This is a genomic window from Neobacillus sp. DZ-9, assembly GCF_059587065.1.
Window position 1 is genome coordinate 38585 of record NZ_JCAIOL010000007.1, and the last position, 20896, is coordinate 59480.

A 20896-nucleotide genomic window follows, 5' to 3' on the forward strand; every position below is an offset into this window, starting at 1 on the left:
CTCCTATCTCAACCGAATTCTTGGATCAACCGCTGCATAGGTAACATCTGCCAAAAAGTTTCCAATGATAGTCAGACAAGATAAAAACATTGTAAATGCCATTAAAACGGGATAGTCGCGGAAACTAACAGATTCTAGTTGAATTCTTCCAACCCCCGGCCAATTGAAGATTTGCTCCATGATAATCGCTCCAGAAAAAAGACCGGGTAGTTCAAATGCAAGTAGTGTAATCGCTGGAAGTATCGCATTTTTTAAAGCATGTTTAAAAATAACGACACGTTCTTTCAAGCCTTTTGCCCTAGCTGTCCTAATATAATCCAGGCGAATCACTTCAAGCATTCCTGTTCTAAAATATCGAGTCAAAGATCCGACACTTAAAAGGGTTAAGATGGTTACTGGAAGAATCATATGTTTTCCCACTTCAACTAAATAGGAAAATCCTGTATTATCACTGCCCGTATCAATCATTCCTCCAATTGGCAATATCTGAAGGTCCACTCCAAACCATTTAATAAAGAGCAAACTAATGAAGAAGGATGGAAACGACATCGCTGCAAACACCAAAAATGTTACGGCACCATCAAACCAAGAGTATTGCTTGATCGCAGATAATACACCCGTTAATAAAGCAATGGACCACGTTAATATGAGAGCAAAAATGGCAACAAAAAAAGAATTCCAGACATATTTATTTAAAAGTGATAGGACTTTTTCCTGATGTTTCAAAGAGTAGCCGAAATCACCATGAAGAGCATTTCCAAGCCAGTTTAAATACCTGTGTAAAATAGGTTGGTCCAGGCCGTAAAGAGACTTTAATTCTTGAGCCCTTTGCGGTGTCAAACTAATATTAGAATCAATGAAGTCGCCTGGAAGAATAGCAAACAAGAAGAAGATAATAAAAGATGTTCCAAATAATATCACGATCATTTGTAAAAATCGCTGTAATACATACTGTTTCATTTGAACTCTCCTAACATTGAAAGTGCCTAGCTTTTGGCCAGGCACTCCATCATTACTTTTTAATCGAAATGTTTGGTAAGCTAGCACCGATACCTGTGTAATTATCAGGAATTAAACCTTGTATTTGGCCACTAATGGCTCTTGCACTTTGACGGTAATGAACCAAAATGACAGGCGGATCTTCATTCAATTCTTTATATAACTCATGGTAGATTTCTTTACGTTTTTCTATATCTAATGTATTTAGCCCTTTTTTGATTAGCTCATCTACCTTTGGATTCGAATAACCGGCAGCATTATTCGGGTTATCCGTAGCAAATTCTTCTACAGGGTCACTTGGATCTAAAATTTGTGAAGTCGATACGGACGCAAAGTCATAATCTTTTTTGTTTAATTTTGCTATTAATGCATTAAAGTCCATAATCTCAGGTTCAAATTTAATACCAATATCTTCATAGTTTTCCTTAGCAATTGGGATGATAGGGTCTTCCGCCGTTCTCGTTAGGTAGTGAATAACAAATGGTTTTCCGTCTTTTTCACGAATTCCATCTTTTCCTACCTTCCAACCTGCTTGATCTAGTAATTCTTTTGCTTTGCTAGCATTAAACTCATATTTATTAATACCCTCATCGTTATAAGCCCATGAAACCTTTGAAACTGGTACATTAGCTACTTCACCATAACTTTTAAATTTGACATCTACAATCTTTTGACGGTCCAAACCATAAATAAGCGCCTGCCGAACTTCCTTATCCTTAAATTGTGGTCGAGAATTATTTACATAAATAAGGCCGAAGTCGTTAACTGGACCTACTCGGACATTAGCAAATCCTAAGCTTTGCAATTGTCCTACTGTATCGTCATCTGCAGAGAAGCTAGCATAATCAAGCTCTCCTGTTTCAAATAATTGAAGTGAGGTCGAAGTATCGATGACTTTAAAGATTAAATTTTTTGTCTTTGGTTTCCCTGCATAATAATGTTCGTTTCCTTCATAACGGATTTCTTGACCTGGGACATATTTGATAAATTTGTATGGACCTGCTCCAAGCGGTTTTGAATAAAGATCCTTTAAATAATCAAGTTTTCCATATTCATAGTCTTTGCCATAATAGGCTTTTGATAACACTTGACCGCCTAATAGGAGCAGCGCCTTCGCGTTTACTTCCGTGGTTGTGATTTCAATCGTCTGCTTATCTTTTACTTTGATACCTTCAATTGTTTTCGCTTTTCCTTCTTTGTATTCCTTACCGCCTTTAATCGCAGCAAGAGATATATCTTGGTATCCTTCATATGCTGGGTCATGGAGCAATGTCAAGGTAAAGGCAACATCATCCGCTGTTAAAGGAGAGCCATCACTAAATGTTAATCCTTTTCTTAAATGAAATGAATATGTAAGCTGGTCACTGGATACGTCCCACTTATCAGCTAGAATTCCAACAGGCTTGCCTTCTTTATCCAGGTTAACCAATGGGGCAAAAATGGGATCCGTGGCATTCCCATCCCACCCATTTTCATAGAAATACGGTAAAAAAACACCGCCGGGGGCTGATATTCCTGCAATAAATAAATCCTTTCGGGATTTGGCCTTTTCTGGTAATGCAGAAAGATTTGTTGCCTTAAATTCTTTCACTCCTGTGTCCTTTGCAGGCGTATTTACTTTCTTTTCTGGTACAGCAGATTGTTTTGAACTTGATGAGTCTAAAGCACAAGCTGAAAGAATCATCGCTAGAAAAATGATACTTAGGAAACTTTTAAAACTCTTTTTCACTTATTTCACCCCTGTTTTTGTCTTTTAAACAACCTTTTAGTCAGTCATTCTCCTTGAATGACTGGCTAAATAGAGTTGTTTAATACCCTCTTGAAAAAATGACCAATAAAAACTGCAAGTCCTCCTAATGTAAATATGTTCTCTACATGTCACCTCCCACCAATGAGTCAAATACTTTCCACATCACTGGACGTGATTTTAATAAAAAAAGGCGCCTATTTGTTTGAAAAGCCTTTGGCGGTCCAATCAGCATATTTCATCATTTTTTTCTTTCTATTCTGGAAAAACTAACAAAAAAGGCTCCTAATCTCATTTAATTGAGATAGGAGCCTTCGGTAGTCCGACCGGCTAAATAATTTGTTTTTACAGGTATTCTATGAAAAAAATATAGACTAATAGTGAAGTGCAGAATAATATGCTTCTCGAAATCTATTATCCTTACTTAACCTACTAGTTTACTCGGTTTTTTTCTTTATAAACACAAATATAATGCCCGGTAGAGAAATTGTCAACCTATATTTTGAAAAATATTGGAATTACTTGAAGTCATAACCAATCTTAGTCAAGCAAAAGTATCTACGTATAAAACTTGCTATCGAAAAAAGACCATAGATGAGTCTCCAATACTGTTTCAAAAAAAATGACCGCTTCTTATGCGAATTGATAAAGCAATAGATAATTTTCACCTTGATATATAACAGGAATTCTTTCCATTAATATCACATCCAATAAATTTATTATCTACCTAACAACACTTTTATTTTAGTTTGTTCGATGTTATTAATGTATTTCTGATGTCGGAACGAGTTATTAAGCTTCACTTCATTTTCTCTAATATTTACCATAACAACAAAAGCCGTCAATTCCCTTTGGAGCTTGACGGCTTTTGTTTCTTATTAACTGGTTCTGCATTAAAATATTCTTCCAGAGTAATTCCTTTGTTCATAATTTTAAGAGCAATCGATTTGCCAACATAACGAAGGTGCCAAGGCTCATATTGATAACCGGTAACGGCCTCTTTGCCTTTCGGATATCGAATAATAAAGCCATACCTTGCTGCATTCCCCTCAAGCCAAATCGCCTCTTTTGATCCTCCGAAGCAGTCTTCTGCAGCACACCTGCCATCTCCACCAGTAACATCAATGGCAAGACCTGTTTCATGTTCACTCGTGCCAGGCAAAGCACTGTATCTACTAGCCTCTTCATATCCATCTCTACTTACATAAGAGTTAAATAATGTCGTTTGAGTTGAATATGCTCGATAAGCCGAAACACCTAAGAATGAAATACCCTGTGCTTTTGCATCCGCAAATAATTCATGAATCGCATCTGCGGCCTCTGCACGCATCTCTCGCTTTTCAGTTTTCTCTTTGAAAATAAAGGGAATATCAGCATTAATAAGATCAGGGGGAGTATAACCTTCTGGCAGTTTATATCGATTATTTACGAGAACTGAAATGCTCTCTGGGTCAGTGTCTGCATGGATCGTATTATCATGATTTTTTGCATGAAGCGCTGTTGCTCCAGGTTTGCTTTGGGTATCGTGAAAAATTTCTGTATAACCAGTTATGATCACTGCAAATATGATGATGCAGTCTCTGATTAATAATTTATCCAAATTGAACACATCCACAATAAAAATTCCATCTGGATCTTAAATTTCCAAGAAAAATTTTATCATGGCTTTTTGGTTTAGATAATTCCAGAAATCTTAACGATCAATTAAGTAAAACTTAAAATAATTCATATTTTACATGATTCAATTTTGTCCACGTTCTGGTCAAACGGCACGTCTGTGTATGAAAAAGCAACGCTCGGTCGAGGAACATTTTGCGCATACATTGTAATGGGATTTCAAACCCTATTTGTAACATCGGTCTAAAAAAACGGTGGATAGATTCAATTTTGATATAGAGGAGTCAGATAATATGGCAAAAAAATGGGTCAGTGCATGGGTAGCTCTCATCACCTTCTTCACCCTCATGGGCTGTAACCGAGATTCGGATCATTCCACTTCACCCAAAAATACCGAAAACGGCACAAGTCAGTCCTTGACCCCAAAGATCAACCGGTCCCATTCGAACCCAAACAACATAGGGACAAACGTGTCGTATGTGAATCAGACAAAGAGTATTGATGGAAAGGTAATCTATACCACGAAATACCCCGCATCCCTGGGAGTTATCGTGAACAAGAAAGTTTATCTGCCTAAAACATATGTGCCGAAGAATCTAGTTTATCCTTCGACCTCCTTTCTTTTTAAAGAAAAAATAGAGAAACGGAAGTTGCGCAAGGAGGCCGCGGCGGCACTCGAAAAGATGTTTGCAGCGGCAAAAAAAGACAAGGTTTATTTAAGCGGGGTCTCGGCATACCGTTCTTATGCCACGCAGGCAGCCGTCTTTGACCGTTACGTCAAAAAAGACGGGTATGAAAAGGCCAGAACTTACAGCGCCATTCCCGGTACCAGTGAACACCAGACGGGGCTCGCCATCGACGTTAGCGGAAGCAGCGGCAAATGTGCGGCGGCCTCTTGTTTCGCCACTACAAAAGAAGCGAAATGGCTGGATAAGAACAGCGCCAATTTCGGCTACATCATCCGTTATCCAAAAGGAAAAGAGTACGTGACTGGCTACAAATACGAACCTTGGCACATCCGCTACGTCGGCACCGCCGTTGCGAAGGAAATGAAAAGAAAGAATTTGACATTAGAAGAATATTTCGGTGTTTTCCCAATCCTAAAGTAAGTCATTATTTTCGATACAAAAAAACCGCTCAAGCTTCACGCTCCGCGGCTAACCTTGCCCCTCTTTTCTATCCGGTAAAGTGGGGTTTCGTTTTGCCCGTAGGCAGTATTGAAATTTTCATATTTAGGTTTCAACTTGCACCCGGAACTTTAATTAGGAAGGCCTTTAAACTGTTGCTCCCACTCTGACCGCAGCATTGCATATTGATACTCGTCCACCCACTGTCCCTTTGACATGTAGTTTTCCAACAAATGTCCTTCTCTTCTCATCCCTACACGTTCAAGCAACTTGATGGAGGTTTCGTTTCTAACATCTGTAAAGGCTATGACCTTGTGCTTTCCAAGATCATTGAAAACATATCTCAATAACGTTCTTACCGCTTCACTGGCATAGCCCTTTCCCTGATGCTCTTCGGCAAGGGTGTAGCCAATTTCGACCATCCGCGGCTCAGCCAAGAGTGTGTGAAGCGCACAATCTCCAATTAATTGATTCGTCTCCGCTAAGGCAATCGCAAACTGAAACCACGTGCCAGGTTGATTTGGCACGCACTTCGATTGCTTTTCAACAAAAACTTCCGCCTCATGATGCTGATAATTCTCCCAAGACTGAAATTTAGCCACTTCAGGACTATAACCGTACAAACAAAAAAAGGGATGCGGTACGGATGCTCCCTCGTCATATCATGTTTACAAATACTGTTTTTTATTTCTTACATAAAGGTATTTATGAATTACTGCAATAATGGAACCGACTAAAAATCCTAACAACACAACACTTAATATTTCTGTGAAACTTAGCGGCTCCTTTTGAAAGAATAAGCATACGAGGATCATAATTATCGAAGGTATTACATTCCATAAAAAAAATCCCTTTTTCAAAAGCCCCTCCTCCTTTTAAATAAATAGGCCTTCTTCTTTATAACATATTTTACCATAAATCCAATTTAAGAATTTATTTTTCTACACCAATCGATTATTTTCGGGGAAATTCTTTATGTGTTTTACTATTCAAACGTTTGATTAAAACTCTTAATAACCGCGCTATTAAAGGCTTTATGTGATGAAAGCCTATCGAAAATTGCTTGAAGGATTACCAGAAAAATCAACAACAACCTAGTAAAAATGACTATTTTTCACTAATCCGTCAGAATTCAATAGGCTTCCCAAATCTTCGCCTTTAATCAAACGTTTAATTAAAGTGGTCTCCTACCCTCATCAATACTGGCTTCTTCTTTTAAAATGGGGTAGAAAAATGTCGAAGGCAACTATTATCCAATAATGATTCGCTCTTTTGGATATTGATAATTCGCTTTAAGCGGTTTACCTCCCATGATTAATAAAAATGTAAAGATCCCGATTCTCCCAATGAACATTAACATCATAATGATAATTTTACTAAAAATGCTTAATTTTGCTGTGATTCCCATGGAAAGTCCGACAGTTCCAAAAGCAGATGCCACTTCAAAGATGATTTCCATTAATGAAAACTTCGGTTCTAGGATCGTAAGGATGACGGTGCTGACACAACAGAGCATCATAGCTGTAGCAATGACGATATAAGACTTGATGATGTCCTCCGTGGCAATTTCTCTTTTAAAAATTTTTATCGTCGTCGTTCCATTTGCGAAATAATAGATACTCAATAACATAATCGCAAAAGTAGTCGTTCTTATTCCTCCTCCTGCACTGCTTGGAGAGGTCCCGATAAACATAAGAATGCTCAAAATAAAAAGGGTAGAGGTGGAGTATTCACTAATTTCCATTGTACTTAGCCCGCCATTTCGAGAAGACACAGAATAAAAGAGGGAATGGAAAAAAGCTTCATGCCAAGTTTTATCGGCAAAGTAATGATTATATTCACATAGATAGATCAGAATAGCGCCTATTACGATCAATACAAAAAATGTCAGGGTCGTGATTTTTGTAAATAAGGAAAACTTATATGGCGTTTTCCCTCTATGTTTAAAGAAATGAATCACTTCCATTAGCACAGGGAAACCAATCGCTCCTACGATTAGCAGTACCATCGTCAGCATTAACACAAAATAATCGTTGGCAAATGGAATCAATGATTCTCCTGTAATATCAAATCCTGCATTCGTTGCCGCACTCACTGCTGCAAAGAAACCTTGTAAAAAAGCTTCCTGCCAGGTAGGAAAGTATTTTAAAAAATAAATGCCAAAAATAATGCCCCCTGTTACTTCCATGATGATAAATAGGAACAGAATGTTTCTGATAAGTTTAATGATTCCAGAAAACGTTGAAAGGTTTTGATCCGTCATAATTAGCATTCTGTCTCTTATTCCTATTCTTCTCCCCATTAAAAGCCAAATCATGGTTCCAAGAAACATAAGGCCGATTCCGCCAAATTGCAAAATGAGTGCAAAAATAATGGTTCCTGGTACACTGAGAACCTCATTGATTGGAATGGTAGATAACCCTGTTACACTAACGGCACTTACCGCAGTAAATAGGGCATCAATAAACGTTATTTTAGCATTGGGCTGTAGGGTTATGGGCAGCATTAATAATATGGTCGAGACACCCACTGCTAGTAGGTAATACATCACGATGATTTGGGCAGGTCTTAGTTTTTTCTTCTTTTTCTTAGTTAGAATGTTCATGGTTCACCATTTCTTTTAAATTCATTTTTCAGAAAGTATGTAGCTTCAACAACTTTAATATGGTAAGCAAGGTGATTTCCTTTTTATTATAGATTTAGCATCAAGAATAATTCAAACCGTAGTCATATCTTTCTTCTAAAATCACTAGAGTATTGGCGATTTTTTTAATGGTTAATTACTTAGATAGCCGCCATGGGATCAAAAACTCATATGAATAGCCTCCGACTGGCATTAGTTGAGGCAAATGATTAATCTACTGACCCTTTGCCGAAGCTTTGTCTACTTTTTTGGGGGCTTTGTCTATTTTTTGGGGTGTTTTGTTCATCTTTGAGGGCACTTGACTCCTGCGGGAAAAAGAGGGAAGTGGGAGACCCCACAGGCGGTAACGCGTGGAGCTTCATCCCTCCCCGCGGAAAGCAAGTGCCTGGACCGGAAATAAACATGTGAAAAGAGCCTTTAGGTACAATGGTTTTGGGGTTTCAGACGTAGGATCAAAATAACAAAAGAAAGTAAAAAATTTCCTATCCGAACATATTTTTTTACTTCGAATCATCTGTGTTATTATAACAGAATAATAACTGGAGGGTTGTGGACATGCTGAAAGAAAAGATTAAGATCGAGGTTATTCAAAAAGTAATAGACAATTGGAGGGGATTCTTTCTGCCCTACCAAATGGCATTATACGAATTAGAAAGTGATTTCAAGATTATTGACTTAGAGTGGAAAACACGACATGGATATTCCCCTATTGAACATATGAAAACACGTATGAAAACAATAAAATCTTTGGTGGAGAAAATTCAAAAAAAAGAAATTCGCTTATCACAAGAAGCAGTAAAGAATGAAATAAGAGATATTGCGGGTGTTAGAATTGTTACAAGTTTTATTGAAGACGTGTATATGCTGAAGGAGCATATTGAGCAACGTGAAGACATTCGAATGATACGCGTAAAGGATTATATTCAGGACCCAAAAATGAGTGGATATAAAAGTCTGCACCTGATTGTAGAAACTCAAGTCATCCTGTCCAACGAAATATTATGGGTTCCTGCAGAAATACAAATTCGTACATCCGCTATGGATTTTTGGGCATCCACGGAACATAAACTAAACTATAAATATCAAGGCGAGACTATACCTGAGGATGCTAAAAAGCAGCTCATAGAGCTTGCTAAAGCTTCTTCCTTAATGGATAAGGAAATGTCAAGATTAAGAGCAAAATTACTATCCAATTAAGTAAACGAAGAGACATAAATCCCCGAATCGTGACACTTTCCTCGTTCATTTTCGGGAACAAACGCATTATTTTCTTAAATTTAATTCTTACAAAAATAATTGACTAGAAAATCTTTAGGATAGTAAATGTGAATTTAAGAGGCCTTCGCTATCATGACTGCTTTATAATTACGGTTGACATATACAGCAATATATAAAATTCAACTTTACGAAAATTAAACGGATATCAAAATGAGCTAGATTGTCTCAAGCTCATTTTTTATTTGGCTGTTTTCATAAAGTTTTTGCTTTTTTAGCGTAATTTAACTTAAAAAATCTGAGTTGATTGTAGCGGACGGCACTTGACTTCTACAGGAAAAAAAGGGGAAATGAATCCACAAGTTTAATCCCTACACATATGCTTTGGACATTTTTTGTGATGTATTGGACATTTTTGAGGGCACTTTGGACATTTTTTTAAGTACATTGGACTTTTTTGGGGCCTCTTTGGACATTTTCTCGAACCTTTTGGACAATTAGACAAAAAATGGAAACCCGAATCCCCTACATGAAAAAACCGTCAGGGCAAAATCCAAAATCCCCGACGGTCTTTATAAAAATTAATAAGCTGTCCAGCCTGCATCCCCGGTAATAACGGTTCCATTCACAAAGCTTGATTCATCAGAAGCAAGAAAAAGAGCGATATTGGCAATTTCTACTGGTTTACCTACACGTGGATTTATTCCTAATCCAGCCTGAATGCGTCCCATGCCGAACTCGTTAATACCCGTCATGGAAGCACCTATGTTTGTTTCCACTCCGCCTGGAGCAATCGCGTTACAACGTACACCTTGTGTTGCGTACATGAATCCTGTATTTTTTGTAAAACCAACCACGGCATGCTTGGAAGCTGTATAGGCGGCCCCAGCTCTCGCACCTTGAAGTCCACCAGCCGAAGCAACATTAATAATCACGCCGGATTGTTTTTCTAAAAAGACCGGCAAAGCTTTGCGAGTTGCACGCATAACACTTGTCGTATTTATCGCAAAAATACGCTCCCATTTCTCATCTTCTATATCACCGGCAGGTTCAAAGTTATCCATGATGCCAGCATTATTGACTAAGATGTCTAAGGTTCCGAAAGTATCAACGGCAGTGTCAATCAGGTTTTGAATATCTTCTTCTTTCCCAACATTGGCCATCACCGCTATGGCTTCCCCGCCATTTAACTTAATTTCTTCCACTGTTTGATTGGCTGCTTCTATGTTTATATCAGAAACGACTACTTTCGCTCCTTCTTTCGCATAAAGAATAGCAATCGCTTTACCCATCCCAGATGCAGCACCCGTTACTATCGCTACCTTATTTTCAAGTCTCATATCTATTCCTCCCATTAAAATCATTTTTTCCCTAAGCTTCGTTTGCTATTGCTTTTTTTAACTGAGCCTTGGACTCCACTTTGGATGCCTGTTTAACTTTCTTGATAAAGAAGGAAAGAAGTAATCCGATGATGCCGATCCCGACAATGACAAGATAGGCATCATTAATACCTTGTATAGAGGCTTCCTTAATCATCTGCACTTGGGTCAAGCCTTTCGCTGCTGCAGTTGGAATCATATCCTGCAGATGTGATTTCGTACGGTCCGTCATAACCGTAACCAGAAGTGAAGTACCTACTGCACCGGCAACCTGCCGAATGGTATTGGATATGGCCGTTCCGTGTGCATTTAACTGCTGTGGCAGTTGATTTAAACCAGCGGTCTGTATAGGCATCATCATTAAGGCCATCCCAATTCGGCGCCCTGTTGACATGAGAACTAAATAGGTAAAACTTGTTGAGTCAGTCAAGTTTGTAAAGCCAAGTGTTGTAGCAATAGTAATGATCATTCCGATAACGGCCAGCCATTTCGCGCCAAAGCGATCGAACAGCTTGCCGGTAACCGGCATCAGGAATCCCATGATTAATGCTCCAGGAAGAAGGAGAAGACCTGATTCGATCGGTGTGTATCCACGGACATTCTGAAGGTATAGCGGCAGCAGCATCATATCGGCATACATCACCATTGTCACGGCGACATTGATGATGGTTGTTAAAGTGAACATATTGTACTTAAACGCCCGCAAATCCAGCAGTGGATTTTTTGACTTCAGCTCCCTCCATGAAAAAAGGACAAGGGCCAAGACGCCAACTGCAATGGTAATCAGCACCTCCGAGTTGGACCAACCAAGGCTTCCGGCCCGGCTGAAACCATAAAGCAATGACCCGAAACCGATCGTTGAGAGTGTTACAGCCAGAATATTAAATTTTGTCTTAATTCGATCTGATACATTTCGCAGATAAATGAAGCCCAATATTATGACAAGGACAGCAAAGGGAATCATCCCGTAAAACATCGTTTCCCATTTGTAATTTTCCATAATGTAGCCGGCAAGTGTCGGCCCAATTGCTGGGGCAAATATGATCGCAAGTCCGACCATCCCCATGGCTGCTCCTCTTTTTTCAGCAGGGAAGAGTGTCAGAATGACATTCGTAAGCAGCGGCATAATGATTCCAGCACCTGCAGCCTGAATCAAACGTCCGGTTAACAAGACCGGAAATCCGGTTGCTAGGGCCGAAACGATTGTTCCTGCTAAAAATATAAACATGGAAGCTTGAAAAAGCTCACGGGTAGTAAATCGCTGCATTAAATAGGCCGTAATCGGAATTAAGATACCATTTACCAGCATGTAACCTGTTGTTAACCATTGGGCAGTTGCGGCGGTTATGTTAAAGTCGACCATCAGTTCAGGAACGGCGACGCTCATGAGTGTTTGGTTTAATGTTGCTATGAAAGCCCCCAAAATCAAGATAAACATGATAGGACCTTTTTTTATGGAATTGGTGTCTGTAATAGAATTTTTGCTCAATCCATTTTCCTTCCTTTCTAACATTTATGTGAACTTTTTTACAACGTGTTGAATAATTAACATTGTATAAATTATATTATAGTTAGATAGTTGGTAATGACAACAGACAATTCCTGACGAAGTGTATATTAGTTATCACTTTTGTGAGTTATGTTGTTAATACGGAAGATAATAGACACAACTGGAATAATTGTAAATTTCCAATTAGAGGGAAAGGTGATTAGACATGACGGATGAAAATACACGCGTCGATCCTCGGATACTTCGGACGCGCCAATTAATTAAGGAGGCTTTAATCGATTTGCTTCAGAAGATGGAGCTAAATAAAATAACGGTTAATCGGATTGCGGAACGTGCAACGATCAACCGTGTTACGTTTTATCTGCATTATCGTGACATTCAAGACATGCTGGAGAAAATGGCGCAGGAAATGGCCGAGGATATTGAAGAAATTATGAGGAGTTCAACTAATAAGGAATCCAGCCGTGAAACCGATTCGTTGATGCTCGAAAGCCTGCTTGAGCATATAGCCGAGAATGCTAAATTCTATAAAGTGGTTCTTGGTACCAGAAGGACACCCATTTTTACAGAGAGGTTATTAAAAATTCTTACGGAAGCCATAACAAAGAGAACAGAGAGCAGTTCCTTTCGCGATGCTACCGGAATTCAAAGGGATGTGGCCATCTGGTATGGTTCCTCCGCCCTTATCGGTACAATTGTGTCTTGGCTGCGTAACGATATGCCTTATACACCGCAATATCTTGCCAAGCAGTTGAGTATGCTTTTTCGAATTGGGGGAAAGTAGCTTTAATCCGTATGAAGAATAAACCCGATTTCCCTTTAGAGGAAGGTCGGGTTTTTCCATCAATCAAAGCTCCCCCACAATTTTTGTTCCGTGTACTTCACTTACATTTAACACGCCTGCAATATGATCTAGGTTTTTGTCGGTAATTCCCCCGCCAGGCAGAATAATGATTCTGTCAGCCGCATAATCCACGAATTCCTTCAAACGGCTTAGGTTATCTTCAATTGGTGTTGAGCTTGGCCCTCCATGTGTTAAAATTCGGTTCACCCGATGGTTCACAAGCCAATCAATCGCTTTATACTGGTATTCATGTTTAATCTGATCAAACGCCATATGAAAGGTGACATCCAGTCCTTCCGCAGATTCTAGCAGCTTGAGCATGGCATCCTCATCAATCCAGCCTGCATCATTTAAACAGCCTATCACCACCCCATCAGTCCCTAACTGTTTCAAATGGACGATATCATTTTGCATGATCTCTATTTCTTCTTTCGAATAAATAAAGTTTCCGCCTCTGGGTCTGACTATGGACATTACCTGTATATTTTTCGAGTGACAGTAGGAAATCGTTTTGGCTGCTATCCCGTGACTGACGGTAGTTCCTCCTACAGCAAGGTTGTCACAAAGCTCAATCCGCTGGCCCCCTTTTTCAATAGCTTGAGGAACCCATGTAAAATTCTCTACACAAACTTCTTTTAGCATATTAACTATCCTTTCTGAACTGTTAAAACTTCCTAAAACTGACATAATCCGATTCATTTCTACCGGATTCGATTTTAATCAGACGATTGATTAAAATTGCTGAGAACACGGTTAAATGAAGCTTTCTGTGTCTGAACTAGCAAAAAATTTGTTGAAAAATAAACTTAAAATAGTAAAGCATTGGTTTTTCTTCACCCATCGAGCATATTCGATGAAATTTGGTATGTGCTATACTAAACAATCGTTTGATTAAATTTGCTAATAACAGAGCTATTTATAGTTTTATGTGATGAAAGGCTTGCGAATTTTGTTTGAAGGAATACCAGTAAAACCAACAACATCCTAGTAAAAATGACTAATTTCTTAAATTCTAACAGAATTCATTAAGATTCCCAATTTTTCGCCTTTAATCAAACGTTTAATTAAATATGGCTTCCACCCGTATCACTACTGGTTTTTTCCATCAAAATACGATAGAAAAATGTCGAAGGAATGAAGCGTTTGGGCCTGATTGTTAATGACACGAAACACGAAAAAAATATAATCTTTTTTACAAAAAAGGCTAAACTATTATTGGTCGTTTGTCGTTACTATTAATGTAACTTGCTAAACTCCTATGCAAGTACTAGTATTATTTCGTTTGAGAGCTGTCCTTTTTTGGGCAGCTCTTTTTCCAAATAAAATCCCCTGACATTGTCACGGGGATTACTCAGTTATTCTAAATTGGCTGGTTTGGTTCCAATTACAATAGTAGCGTCCATTTCAACATAGTGAGCCAATTGTGGTAATAGCCCGTTTTGGATGAAGATTTCAACGGTCTGAGGCGCCTGCCTTTCGCTCGTCTCTACTAAAAGATGACCTCCAGGAGCCAGCCAGAGGGATGCTTCTTTCGTTACTCTTCGCTGAATATCAAGTCCGTCATTTCCTCCGTCAAGCGCTGCCCTTGGTTCATATAGACGCGCATCCTGGGGAAGCAGCTGAATTGCCTCGGTAGGAACGTAAGGGGCATTTGCTACTAGGATATTAACTTTTCCGCGTAGTTCGGCAGGTAGCGGTTCATAGAGATCGCCTTCATAAACAAGGCCACCTACGTTTGTAACATTGCGAAGGGCACAGCTTACAGCGGTTGGATCGATGTCGACTGAATACAACTCAATCGCCCCCAGGGCTTTTGCAATCGCGACACCCACTGCTCCAGAACCACAGCAAAGGTCAACGACGATGGCATCAGGTTCAGAAAGGGCTACTGCCTTTTGGACGAGAAACTCAGTACGGCGTCGGGGTACGAAAACTCCTGGGCCAACTGCTATCCTATTGCTACAGAACTCCGCCCAACCGAGGACATGTTCAAGCGGGGTACCTGTGGTTCGAAGACTGACCATTGTAGTGAGGGCATCCAATGTTTGTGCCTCAGATATAAGAAGCCGAGCCTCTTCTTCTGCAAAAACACAACCTGCGGCACGAAGTCTCTCGGTTATACTTTTTTTAATTTGGTCATCAATGTCTGCTTTCAGCTGTCTTCCTATAATTACCACCCAATCTTTATAAAGATTATTATAGGTAGTTCTTTAAAAGTTGGAAAAGTCCTTCTTACACTACCCCTCTCCTCCATCGCAAATTGAAAAATTTCCAATAAACTCAATTCCTTAATAACGGTTCTTAAGGACAAAACTTACTTCAGGAGCAAACAAAATGTCCTTAAGAACTCCTCTTAAGGACAAAACTCGCTTCGGAGCAAGTAAAAATGTCCTCAAGGACACTCCCCACCTCCTGCACCCGTTTAAAATAAGAAATTATCTTTAGGCTGTTTAGCTTTTTTCTCTATTTGTTTGTTAAGCAACTTTAGAAAATGTAACTGCGCTTTGGAGCTGTTCATTAATCTCTTAACCCGAAACGGGCTATCTAAATATCGTCGTGTTCTATAGTTCATCACAATTAATTTTCGATACTTTTCTTCCTGATATAATGCTTGAAACCAAGGCATTTTTTTCAATTCATGGATATGGGTATCAATTCTCCTTGTATCAATGCTTCTCCATTCATACAAAGGGTGTGTGATTCCAATGAGAACATCAAGGATATAAGATACTTTCATTCGCTTAGCTCCTTCTGTAATAAAAAATATTCTATTTATTAAATGTCTGTTTGTATGATATTATTTTTAAAAAAAGAGGGGTCATCATATGAATACTACATTATCACCAACACAATCATCTAAAACTAGAGCCATTGTCATCAATGCACTTTTCATCGCGTTAACCTTGGTAGCCACGATGTTCATCAATATAAGGCTTCCAATAATGGGTAACGGGGGTTTAATCCATTTGGGTAACGTGCCTCTTTTTATAGCAGCCATGGTTTACGGCAAAAAAACAGGAGCCATCGCAGGCGCCTTCGGGATGGGCTTATTTGATATTATCTCGGGTTGGGCCATCTGGTCACCTTTTACGTTTGTCATCGTAGGTGCAATGGGCTTCGTAGTCGGACTTATTTCCGAAAAAGTACCTGGCAAAAGAGTCGTTGTTCACACGCTAGCTGTTGCAACTGCACTGATCATTAAAGTTGTTGGCTACTATTTTGCCGAAGTAATCCTTTACGGTAACTGGGTACAGCCATTCGGTTCCGTCCCCGGCAACATTTTGCAGGTCGCAGTAGCAGGTATCATTGTAGTACCTCTAGTAGGACGCTTTACGAAAAGAGCTTAACAGATACCAATTGAAGGACTGCCTATAATGGGGCAGTCCTTTTTGTCGTCATTAACCTTTTTCAATTCTACAGATCCATTTGTAGTAACCCAGTAAAATGATTAGCAAAATGGGATCAAGAATAGCTGAATATATGTTTTTTCATTTTATAGACAACGCAATTAAAAAGTACAATTGAAAAAGAAAATACGACCATACTTACATTCCCCTATTAAAAATGCACATACTAGCCCTTAGTTTTGCCTTTGAATAGGAATATAATTCTTATGTCATCCGGTCTCGCTCAAATTCTCGGCATATACCTCGTGTCTTTTTGTAAATACTAAGATTGTTAAATCATAAATTGAGGGGGACTAGTATGCAACAGAATCAACAAGCAAGCAATATGGGTTCTAATATGAAGCCAGCAACAGCATCTGCTGGAACTGATGCGCAAAAGGTAAAACAAGAAATTCAAACAGATGTAAGCCAAGGGCAAGGTGCCATGACTTCCCGAGAGGCAGGAGCCATGCGTGATTAAAAAAAACCACTTTAAGTGGTTTTTTATTTTTTGGCTTCGAATTTTTTCAAAACTGGAATCCATATTTCGCTTTTTACAGTTGGGGAAGTTAAATCTTTGTCTTTAACCGACAAAATTTCTGGTCCTTCTGTTTGTTGATAGTTTGAAGACGGAAACCATTCAGAATAAATACGTCCCCATGTTTCCTGCAGTGTAGCGGGAAAAGGACCTATTGACTCGAATACAGCCCAAGTTAAGGCAGGAACTTTTAGTTTAGAAAGATTATCTGGACACTCTTTCGTTGTCGCAACCCCTATATAATGATCCAGACCACCTTTTTCCTCCATACGACCCTCTGAAAAGTTAGTAGATGCCTGAATGATCCCTTTCGGTTCAACATTAGATAATTCCTTAAGTTTATTAATAATCTCTGTATTCAATGTCTTCCACATAGAAGTGATATCCGGGTTCTCGCCTTGGAAAACAATCGGTACCCTTTTCATGATACCCACTATGTTAAATGCCGCTTTTTCTTCAATACGGTAATTCATTACATTTCCTCCCTTAATGGATAATTGGAAGGTCATTCTTGGATAGGCTTTTAATAACTGGCCATTATTTCTAGCTTCTGATGGTGTTACACCATGCAAAACTTGAAAAGCTCTGGCAAAAGAATCTGATGAACAATACCCGTATTTAATAGCAACATCAATAATCCTTGAGTTACTATTATTCAGTTCAAACGCTGCAAGAGTAAGTCGTCTTCTTCGAACGTATTCGGATAGCGTAATCCCCGCAAGAAAAGAAAACATTCTTTTAAAATGATATTCGGAACAGAAAGCTAATTTTGCCACTTCTTTAAAGTCAATATCTTGAGTAAGGTTTTCTTCAATATACTGTAATGCTTCATTCATGTTCTTCAATAAATCCATCATCTGACCTCCCTTCTTCCAAAGAATAGCAGAAACTGAATGGATCCTTCCGACAATTGGTGCACAATTATGTAGGGTGTTGACTTCAGTGCCGTTCTAAGTACCAATATTATTGAATCTTCTTCAGCTAACGGATCAGGATAGCTGAAGAAGAAGTTGGGAACCTTAATGAGAAATTTAACAAATGCAGTACAAAGAGGTAAAAGTATGGGGCAAATAAGGTTAATGATTGCAGCAATAATATCTTTGGTAGTATCAATATTAAATTTTACAGACCACAGATATGTATACGGTACATTTGGAGTAATTATTTTTGTTTTTGTGGTAATTGAACTGCTAAAACAATTAAGAAGCAAAACTAAAAGATAAGTTCTTACGAACGGGTGCTTTGGGTATCGCAACCAACGAGGAATTAGACCATTATCTCACTATATGTCAAAGGTGTGCCCAAAAGAAAACCGCAAATAATAAAAATCTGCCCGATTTCTTTGGCAGAATTTTTTATTAAATCCCTCTTTAGTTTAAGTACACTTTTCTGATAAGCATTTCTCCTTTTTCCTTTTTCACTTCTGCACATTTAATCTTTATTGATAATTCTTCCATACAAGGAAAAAATAAATTACGAAGCTATAGGGACACGCCCCCTATTCGTAGTAAACCAAGAAAGAAAAGCATAGACGAATAGGAAACCGGAGGAAGCGCTATGGAACACACTGTACCTGAAAAAGCAAAAGTATCGCCCTTTTTAGCTTTTTTTATCATTCACCAAATGCAGTTTGGTGTAGGCGTCCTTGGTTTTCAGCGCATAATCGCTCAATCTGCAGGATATGATGGATGGATCGCTGTTCTTATTGCCGGTTTAAGTATCCATGTCATGGTTTGGGTAATATACAAAATTGCTGAAATGGCTAATGGAGATATTATGGCAGCCCATACTCTCGTATTTGGAAAGAAAATAGGCAAACTGATGACTCTCCCATTCGTTGTCTATTTTATCCTTATCATGATCGCCACACTTAGAACTTATATTGAGGTTATTCAAGTATGGATATTTCAGGATATTAGTACCTTTTGGTATGCCCTGGCTTTTTGTGGTTTAGCCATCTACGTTGTTTTTGGAGGGTTCAGGACCGTGACAGGGTTGGCATTCTTCGCAACGATTTTCCCAGCCTATTTAATGTTCACTTTTTTGCTTACCTTACCTTATTCCGATTTTAAAAACCTACTTCCAATCTTTGATCACTCGATAATAGAATTAGTCAAAGCCTCTTATCAAATGTCCATTACATACCTCGGCTATGAGGTACTATTGTTTGTTTATCCGTATATAAAAGAACCACAAAAATCAAAGAAATGGGTGCATTATGGTGTGTTTTTTACCACTTTACAATATCTATATCTTTCTATTATAACGTTTGCTTATTTTTCAGAGGGACAGCTGCAACGGTACATCTGGCCCACTTTAACGATGTGGAAAATAGTCGAAGTGCCTTTTGTGGAGAGATTTGAAATCATTGGGATCGCCAATTGGAATCTTGTGATTATCCCCAGTGTTTGCATTAGCCTATGGTGTGCCAGCCGGATGTTAAAAAAGGTGACGAATCTAAAACAAAAATACGGGGTTTTTTTGATTTCAATAGTCGTATTAATCGCCATTAATTTTTTTAAGACACGACAGCAAATTCACATCCTCCTCGATTTTACGGGGAAAATATCCTTTATCATCAATTACATCTACATTCCTTTTTTATTTTTTTTGATATTGATTGTGAAGAAGCTGAAAAAAGGCTAGTAACATATTTTTGTTGGGCATGTGGACAATCACAAGCCTTATTTTAAAATAATATGTAATAAGGATGGTGATAGAAATGGCAGGCTCAATCAATATTGGTCAATTTAAGGTGCGAACACTAATAAATAATGCCAACATTAATTTCGGTGCAACTACTCAAAACAGCCATACCGCCAATAGCACAATCATCGGCGGCAATTTTAATTTTGGCGATGGCTGCTTAAACTCATTCACCAATATCAATTCTGGTAAAATAAAAGTTTCAAATGTAAGCAGTGGCGAAGATTCCTAAATTGACTCTCTTTTACTCCCCAATTGGTTTCAGTTCTTCTAAGCCTACCATGTTAATGGTGTAAGGCTTTTTATATTCTTTGTCTAGTCGTGCTAAAACTTCTTTTCGAATTTGCTCTTTTAGCTTTTGGTCCTTTTTCTCAAGCGAGGTTTCGATGGTAATCACTAGCTGATTTTTCGTTGAGTAGGTGAAAAAATTGACTTTGTACTCTTCTTTCTTCGCTACTAATCCTTCAAAAATCGAATGAAGATTTTTTCTAGTTTCGTATCCTGGTCATCCACAGTTCGAATATCGATTGGATAATCTTCCTGGACAATATCCAAGGAGTCAGCTTGATTTTTCACATACAAATAGGCCATCCTATATATTGAATCTTTATGTGTCTCAAATAATGTAATAAATAACTTTTCATTCAAGATGCCATCTTTTCCAGATAAAGTCATTTTTTCACCCCTTTTTGTTCTCTACCTTATTAGACCGAATAATGGTTTATTTTGGACGAAAGATTTTTTAAAATTTTTTCTTGAAAGATGCGAATGACATCAATTTCCTTATTGTGGACTCGGTTCTTTGGTTTGGGGGTTGTTTTGTCCCATGGAAACGGTCTATGGGACATTTTAAGGTATTGGACGCTTGGTTTTGTCCCATGGAAACGGTCTATGGGACATTTTAAGGTATTGGACGCTTGGTTTTGTTCCATGGAAACGGTCTATGGGACATTTTAAGGTATTGGACGCTTGGTTTTGTCCCATGGAAACGGTCTATGGGACATTTTAAGGTATTGGACGCTTGGTTTTGTCCCATAGAAACCGTCTATGGGACATTTTAAGGTATTTGATGCTTGGTTTTGTCCCATAGAAACCCTCTATGGGACATTTTAAGGTATTTGATGCTTGGTTTTGTCCCATAGAAACCCTCTATGGGACATTTCAAGATATTTGATGCATGATTT

21 protein-coding genes and 1 pseudogene are annotated in these 20896 nt (G+C 38.6%); 8 read left to right on the plus strand and 14 right to left on the minus strand.

Features of this window, described 5'->3' with window-relative positions:
• Window positions 1-3: 3 nt before the first annotated feature.
• The 3 genes from AC59HZ_RS19585 to AC59HZ_RS19595 all read right to left on the minus strand — a co-directional run bounded on the left by AC59HZ_RS19585 (window position 4) and on the right by AC59HZ_RS19595 (window position 4346).
• Window positions 4-960 carry an ABC transporter permease gene (locus tag AC59HZ_RS19585; protein ID WP_496547487.1) on the minus strand — a complete coding sequence of 319 codons (957 nt, stop codon included), beginning with the start codon at window positions 958-960 and terminating at the stop codon, window positions 4-6.
• Between the two features lie 52 nt (window positions 961-1012).
• On the minus strand, window positions 1013-2683 hold the full coding sequence (locus AC59HZ_RS19590) for an ABC transporter substrate-binding protein (RefSeq protein WP_496547729.1): 1671 nt from the start codon (window positions 2681-2683) through the stop codon (window positions 1013-1015).
• Window positions 2684-3587: 904 nt separating this feature from the next.
• Entirely contained in the window at window positions 3588-4346 is a 759-nt protein-coding gene (locus AC59HZ_RS19595) for a M15 family metallopeptidase (protein ID WP_496547488.1), read from the minus strand.
• 310 nt (window positions 4347-4656) lie between these two features.
• Here AC59HZ_RS19595 and AC59HZ_RS19600 point away from each other — a divergent pair, with 310 nt between their 5' ends.
• Window positions 4657-5472, plus strand: a complete 816-nt coding sequence (locus AC59HZ_RS19600) for a M15 family metallopeptidase (RefSeq protein ID WP_496547489.1) — start codon at window positions 4657-4659, stop codon at window positions 5470-5472.
• 149 nt (window positions 5473-5621) lie between these two features.
• On the opposite strand, the pseudogene AC59HZ_RS19605 reads toward AC59HZ_RS19600, so the two are convergent.
• From AC59HZ_RS19605 to AC59HZ_RS19615, 3 genes and pseudogenes are all read right to left on the minus strand, one after another.
• Window positions 5622-6104, minus strand: a pseudogene (locus tag AC59HZ_RS19605) (GNAT family N-acetyltransferase); the annotation flags it as partial.
• A 54-nt stretch (window positions 6105-6158) separates the two neighbouring features.
• Window positions 6159-6350 (minus strand): hypothetical protein, encoded by a 192-nt coding sequence (locus tag AC59HZ_RS19610; RefSeq protein ID WP_496547490.1) that lies wholly within the window; start codon window positions 6348-6350, stop codon window positions 6159-6161.
• Window positions 6351-6739: 389 nt separating this feature from the next.
• Complete coding sequence (locus AC59HZ_RS19615) at window positions 6740-8095, minus strand: TrkH family potassium uptake protein (protein ID WP_496547491.1); 1356 nt, start codon at window positions 8093-8095, stop codon at window positions 6740-6742.
• Window positions 8096-8767: 672 nt separating this feature from the next.
• Here AC59HZ_RS19615 and AC59HZ_RS19620 point away from each other — a divergent pair.
• The gene (locus tag AC59HZ_RS19620; RefSeq protein WP_496547492.1) at window positions 8768-9331 is read left to right on the plus strand and encodes a GTP pyrophosphokinase; all 564 of its coding nucleotides are present in this window, start codon (window positions 8768-8770) and stop codon (window positions 9329-9331) included.
• A gap of 599 nt (window positions 9332-9930) precedes the next feature.
• Here AC59HZ_RS19620 and AC59HZ_RS19625 read toward each other — a convergent pair.
• Complete coding sequence (locus tag AC59HZ_RS19625; protein ID WP_496547493.1) at window positions 9931-10689, minus strand: SDR family oxidoreductase; 759 nt, start codon at window positions 10687-10689, stop codon at window positions 9931-9933.
• Window positions 10690-10720: 31 nt separating this feature from the next.
• Window positions 10721-12166: a DHA2 family efflux MFS transporter permease subunit gene (locus tag AC59HZ_RS19630; protein ID WP_496547730.1), complete on the minus strand. Its 1446-nt coding sequence runs from the start codon at window positions 12164-12166 to the stop codon at window positions 10721-10723.
• A gap of 277 nt (window positions 12167-12443) precedes the next feature.
• Here AC59HZ_RS19630 and AC59HZ_RS19635 point away from each other — a divergent pair, with 277 nt between their 5' ends.
• A complete protein-coding gene (locus AC59HZ_RS19635; protein WP_496547494.1) occupies window positions 12444-13022 on the plus strand; it encodes a TetR/AcrR family transcriptional regulator in 579 nt (192 codons plus the stop codon).
• 63 nt (window positions 13023-13085) lie between these two features.
• Here the strand turns inward: AC59HZ_RS19635 and AC59HZ_RS19640 are convergent, their stop codons facing one another.
• From AC59HZ_RS19640 to AC59HZ_RS19650, 3 genes are all read right to left on the minus strand, one after another.
• Window positions 13086-13724, minus strand: a complete 639-nt coding sequence (locus tag AC59HZ_RS19640; RefSeq protein ID WP_496547495.1) for a copper homeostasis protein CutC — start codon at window positions 13722-13724, stop codon at window positions 13086-13088.
• A 713-nt stretch (window positions 13725-14437) separates the two neighbouring features.
• Window positions 14438-15226, minus strand: a complete 789-nt coding sequence (locus AC59HZ_RS19645; RefSeq protein WP_496547731.1) for a putative protein N(5)-glutamine methyltransferase — start codon at window positions 15224-15226, stop codon at window positions 14438-14440.
• Window positions 15227-15504: 278 nt separating this feature from the next.
• A complete protein-coding gene (locus tag AC59HZ_RS19650; RefSeq protein ID WP_496547496.1) occupies window positions 15505-15819 on the minus strand; it encodes a hypothetical protein in 315 nt (104 codons plus the stop codon).
• Between the two features lie 88 nt (window positions 15820-15907).
• On the opposite strand from AC59HZ_RS19650, the gene AC59HZ_RS19655 reads away from it, so the two are divergent.
• Entirely contained in the window at window positions 15908-16429 is a 522-nt protein-coding gene (locus AC59HZ_RS19655) for an ECF transporter S component (protein WP_496547497.1), read from the plus strand.
• A 358-nt stretch (window positions 16430-16787) separates the two neighbouring features.
• On the plus strand, window positions 16788-16949 hold the full coding sequence (locus AC59HZ_RS19660; protein WP_496547498.1) for a hypothetical protein: 162 nt from the start codon (window positions 16788-16790) through the stop codon (window positions 16947-16949).
• Between the two features lie 23 nt (window positions 16950-16972).
• On the opposite strand, the gene AC59HZ_RS19665 is transcribed toward AC59HZ_RS19660, so the two are convergent.
• Entirely contained in the window at window positions 16973-17860 is an 888-nt protein-coding gene (locus tag AC59HZ_RS19665; RefSeq protein ID WP_496547732.1) for an AraC family transcriptional regulator, read from the minus strand.
• Between the two features lie 168 nt (window positions 17861-18028).
• Between AC59HZ_RS19665 and AC59HZ_RS19670 the strand changes: the two genes are divergently transcribed.
• The 3 genes from AC59HZ_RS19670 (at window position 18029) to AC59HZ_RS19680 (ending at window position 19944) form a co-directional block, all read left to right on the plus strand.
• Window positions 18029-18229: a hypothetical protein gene (locus AC59HZ_RS19670; protein ID WP_496547499.1), complete on the plus strand. Its 201-nt coding sequence runs from the start codon at window positions 18029-18031 to the stop codon at window positions 18227-18229.
• Between the two features lie 334 nt (window positions 18230-18563).
• A complete protein-coding gene (locus AC59HZ_RS19675) occupies window positions 18564-19652 on the plus strand; it encodes a GerAB/ArcD/ProY family transporter (protein ID WP_496547500.1) in 1089 nt (362 codons plus the stop codon).
• Window positions 19653-19728: 76 nt separating this feature from the next.
• Entirely contained in the window at window positions 19729-19944 is a 216-nt protein-coding gene (locus AC59HZ_RS19680) for a spore germination protein (protein ID WP_496547501.1), read from the plus strand.
• Between the two features lie 12 nt (window positions 19945-19956).
• Here the strand turns inward: AC59HZ_RS19680 and AC59HZ_RS19685 are convergent, their stop codons facing one another.
• Both AC59HZ_RS19685 and AC59HZ_RS19690 read right to left on the minus strand, forming a co-directional pair.
• Window positions 19957-20109 (minus strand): hypothetical protein, encoded by a 153-nt coding sequence (locus AC59HZ_RS19685; protein ID WP_496547502.1) that lies wholly within the window; start codon window positions 20107-20109, stop codon window positions 19957-19959.
• A gap of 59 nt (window positions 20110-20168) precedes the next feature.
• Window positions 20169-20387 carry a hypothetical protein gene (locus AC59HZ_RS19690; protein ID WP_496547503.1) on the minus strand — a complete coding sequence of 73 codons (219 nt, stop codon included), beginning with the start codon at window positions 20385-20387 and terminating at the stop codon, window positions 20169-20171.
• Between the last annotated feature and the right edge of the window lie 509 nt (window positions 20388-20896).

Excerpts from the sequence above, each read along its gene's own strand:
- AC59HZ_RS19585 (WP_496547487.1), bottom strand. The coding sequence starts at position 960 with ATGAAACAGTATGTATTACAGCGATTTTTACAAATGATCGTGATATTA.
- AC59HZ_RS19590 (WP_496547729.1), bottom strand. The coding sequence starts at position 2,683 with ATGATTCTTTCAGCTTGTGCTTTAGACTCATCAAGTTCAAAACAATCT.
- AC59HZ_RS19600 (WP_496547489.1), top strand. The coding sequence starts at position 4,657 with ATGGCAAAAAAATGGGTCAGTGCATGGGTAGCTCTCATCACCTTCTTC.
- AC59HZ_RS19615 (WP_496547491.1), bottom strand. The coding sequence starts at position 8,095 with ATGAACATTCTAACTAAGAAAAAGAAGAAAAAACTAAGACCTGCCCAA.
- AC59HZ_RS19620 (WP_496547492.1), top strand. The coding sequence starts at position 8,768 with ATGGCATTATACGAATTAGAAAGTGATTTCAAGATTATTGACTTAGAG.
- AC59HZ_RS19625 (WP_496547493.1), bottom strand. The coding sequence starts at position 10,689 with ATGAGACTTGAAAATAAGGTAGCGATAGTAACGGGTGCTGCATCTGGG.
- AC59HZ_RS19630 (WP_496547730.1), bottom strand. The coding sequence starts at position 12,166 with ATGTTTATCTTGATTTTGGGGGCTTTCATAGCAACATTAAACCAAACA.
- AC59HZ_RS19635 (WP_496547494.1), top strand. The coding sequence starts at position 12,444 with ATGACGGATGAAAATACACGCGTCGATCCTCGGATACTTCGGACGCGC.
- AC59HZ_RS19640 (WP_496547495.1), bottom strand. The coding sequence starts at position 13,724 with ATGCTAAAAGAAGTTTGTGTAGAGAATTTTACATGGGTTCCTCAAGCT.
- AC59HZ_RS19650 (WP_496547496.1), bottom strand. The coding sequence starts at position 15,819 with ATGAAAGTATCTTATATCCTTGATGTTCTCATTGGAATCACACACCCT.
- AC59HZ_RS19655 (WP_496547497.1), top strand. The coding sequence starts at position 15,908 with ATGAATACTACATTATCACCAACACAATCATCTAAAACTAGAGCCATT.
- AC59HZ_RS19660 (WP_496547498.1), top strand. The coding sequence starts at position 16,788 with ATGCAACAGAATCAACAAGCAAGCAATATGGGTTCTAATATGAAGCCA.
- AC59HZ_RS19665 (WP_496547732.1), bottom strand. The coding sequence starts at position 17,860 with ATGGATTTATTGAAGAACATGAATGAAGCATTACAGTATATTGAAGAA.
- AC59HZ_RS19670 (WP_496547499.1), top strand. The coding sequence starts at position 18,029 with ATGAGAAATTTAACAAATGCAGTACAAAGAGGTAAAAGTATGGGGCAA.
- AC59HZ_RS19675 (WP_496547500.1), top strand. The coding sequence starts at position 18,564 with ATGGAACACACTGTACCTGAAAAAGCAAAAGTATCGCCCTTTTTAGCT.
- AC59HZ_RS19680 (WP_496547501.1), top strand. The coding sequence starts at position 19,729 with ATGGCAGGCTCAATCAATATTGGTCAATTTAAGGTGCGAACACTAATA.
- AC59HZ_RS19690 (WP_496547503.1), bottom strand. The coding sequence starts at position 20,387 with ATGACTTTATCTGGAAAAGATGGCATCTTGAATGAAAAGTTATTTATT.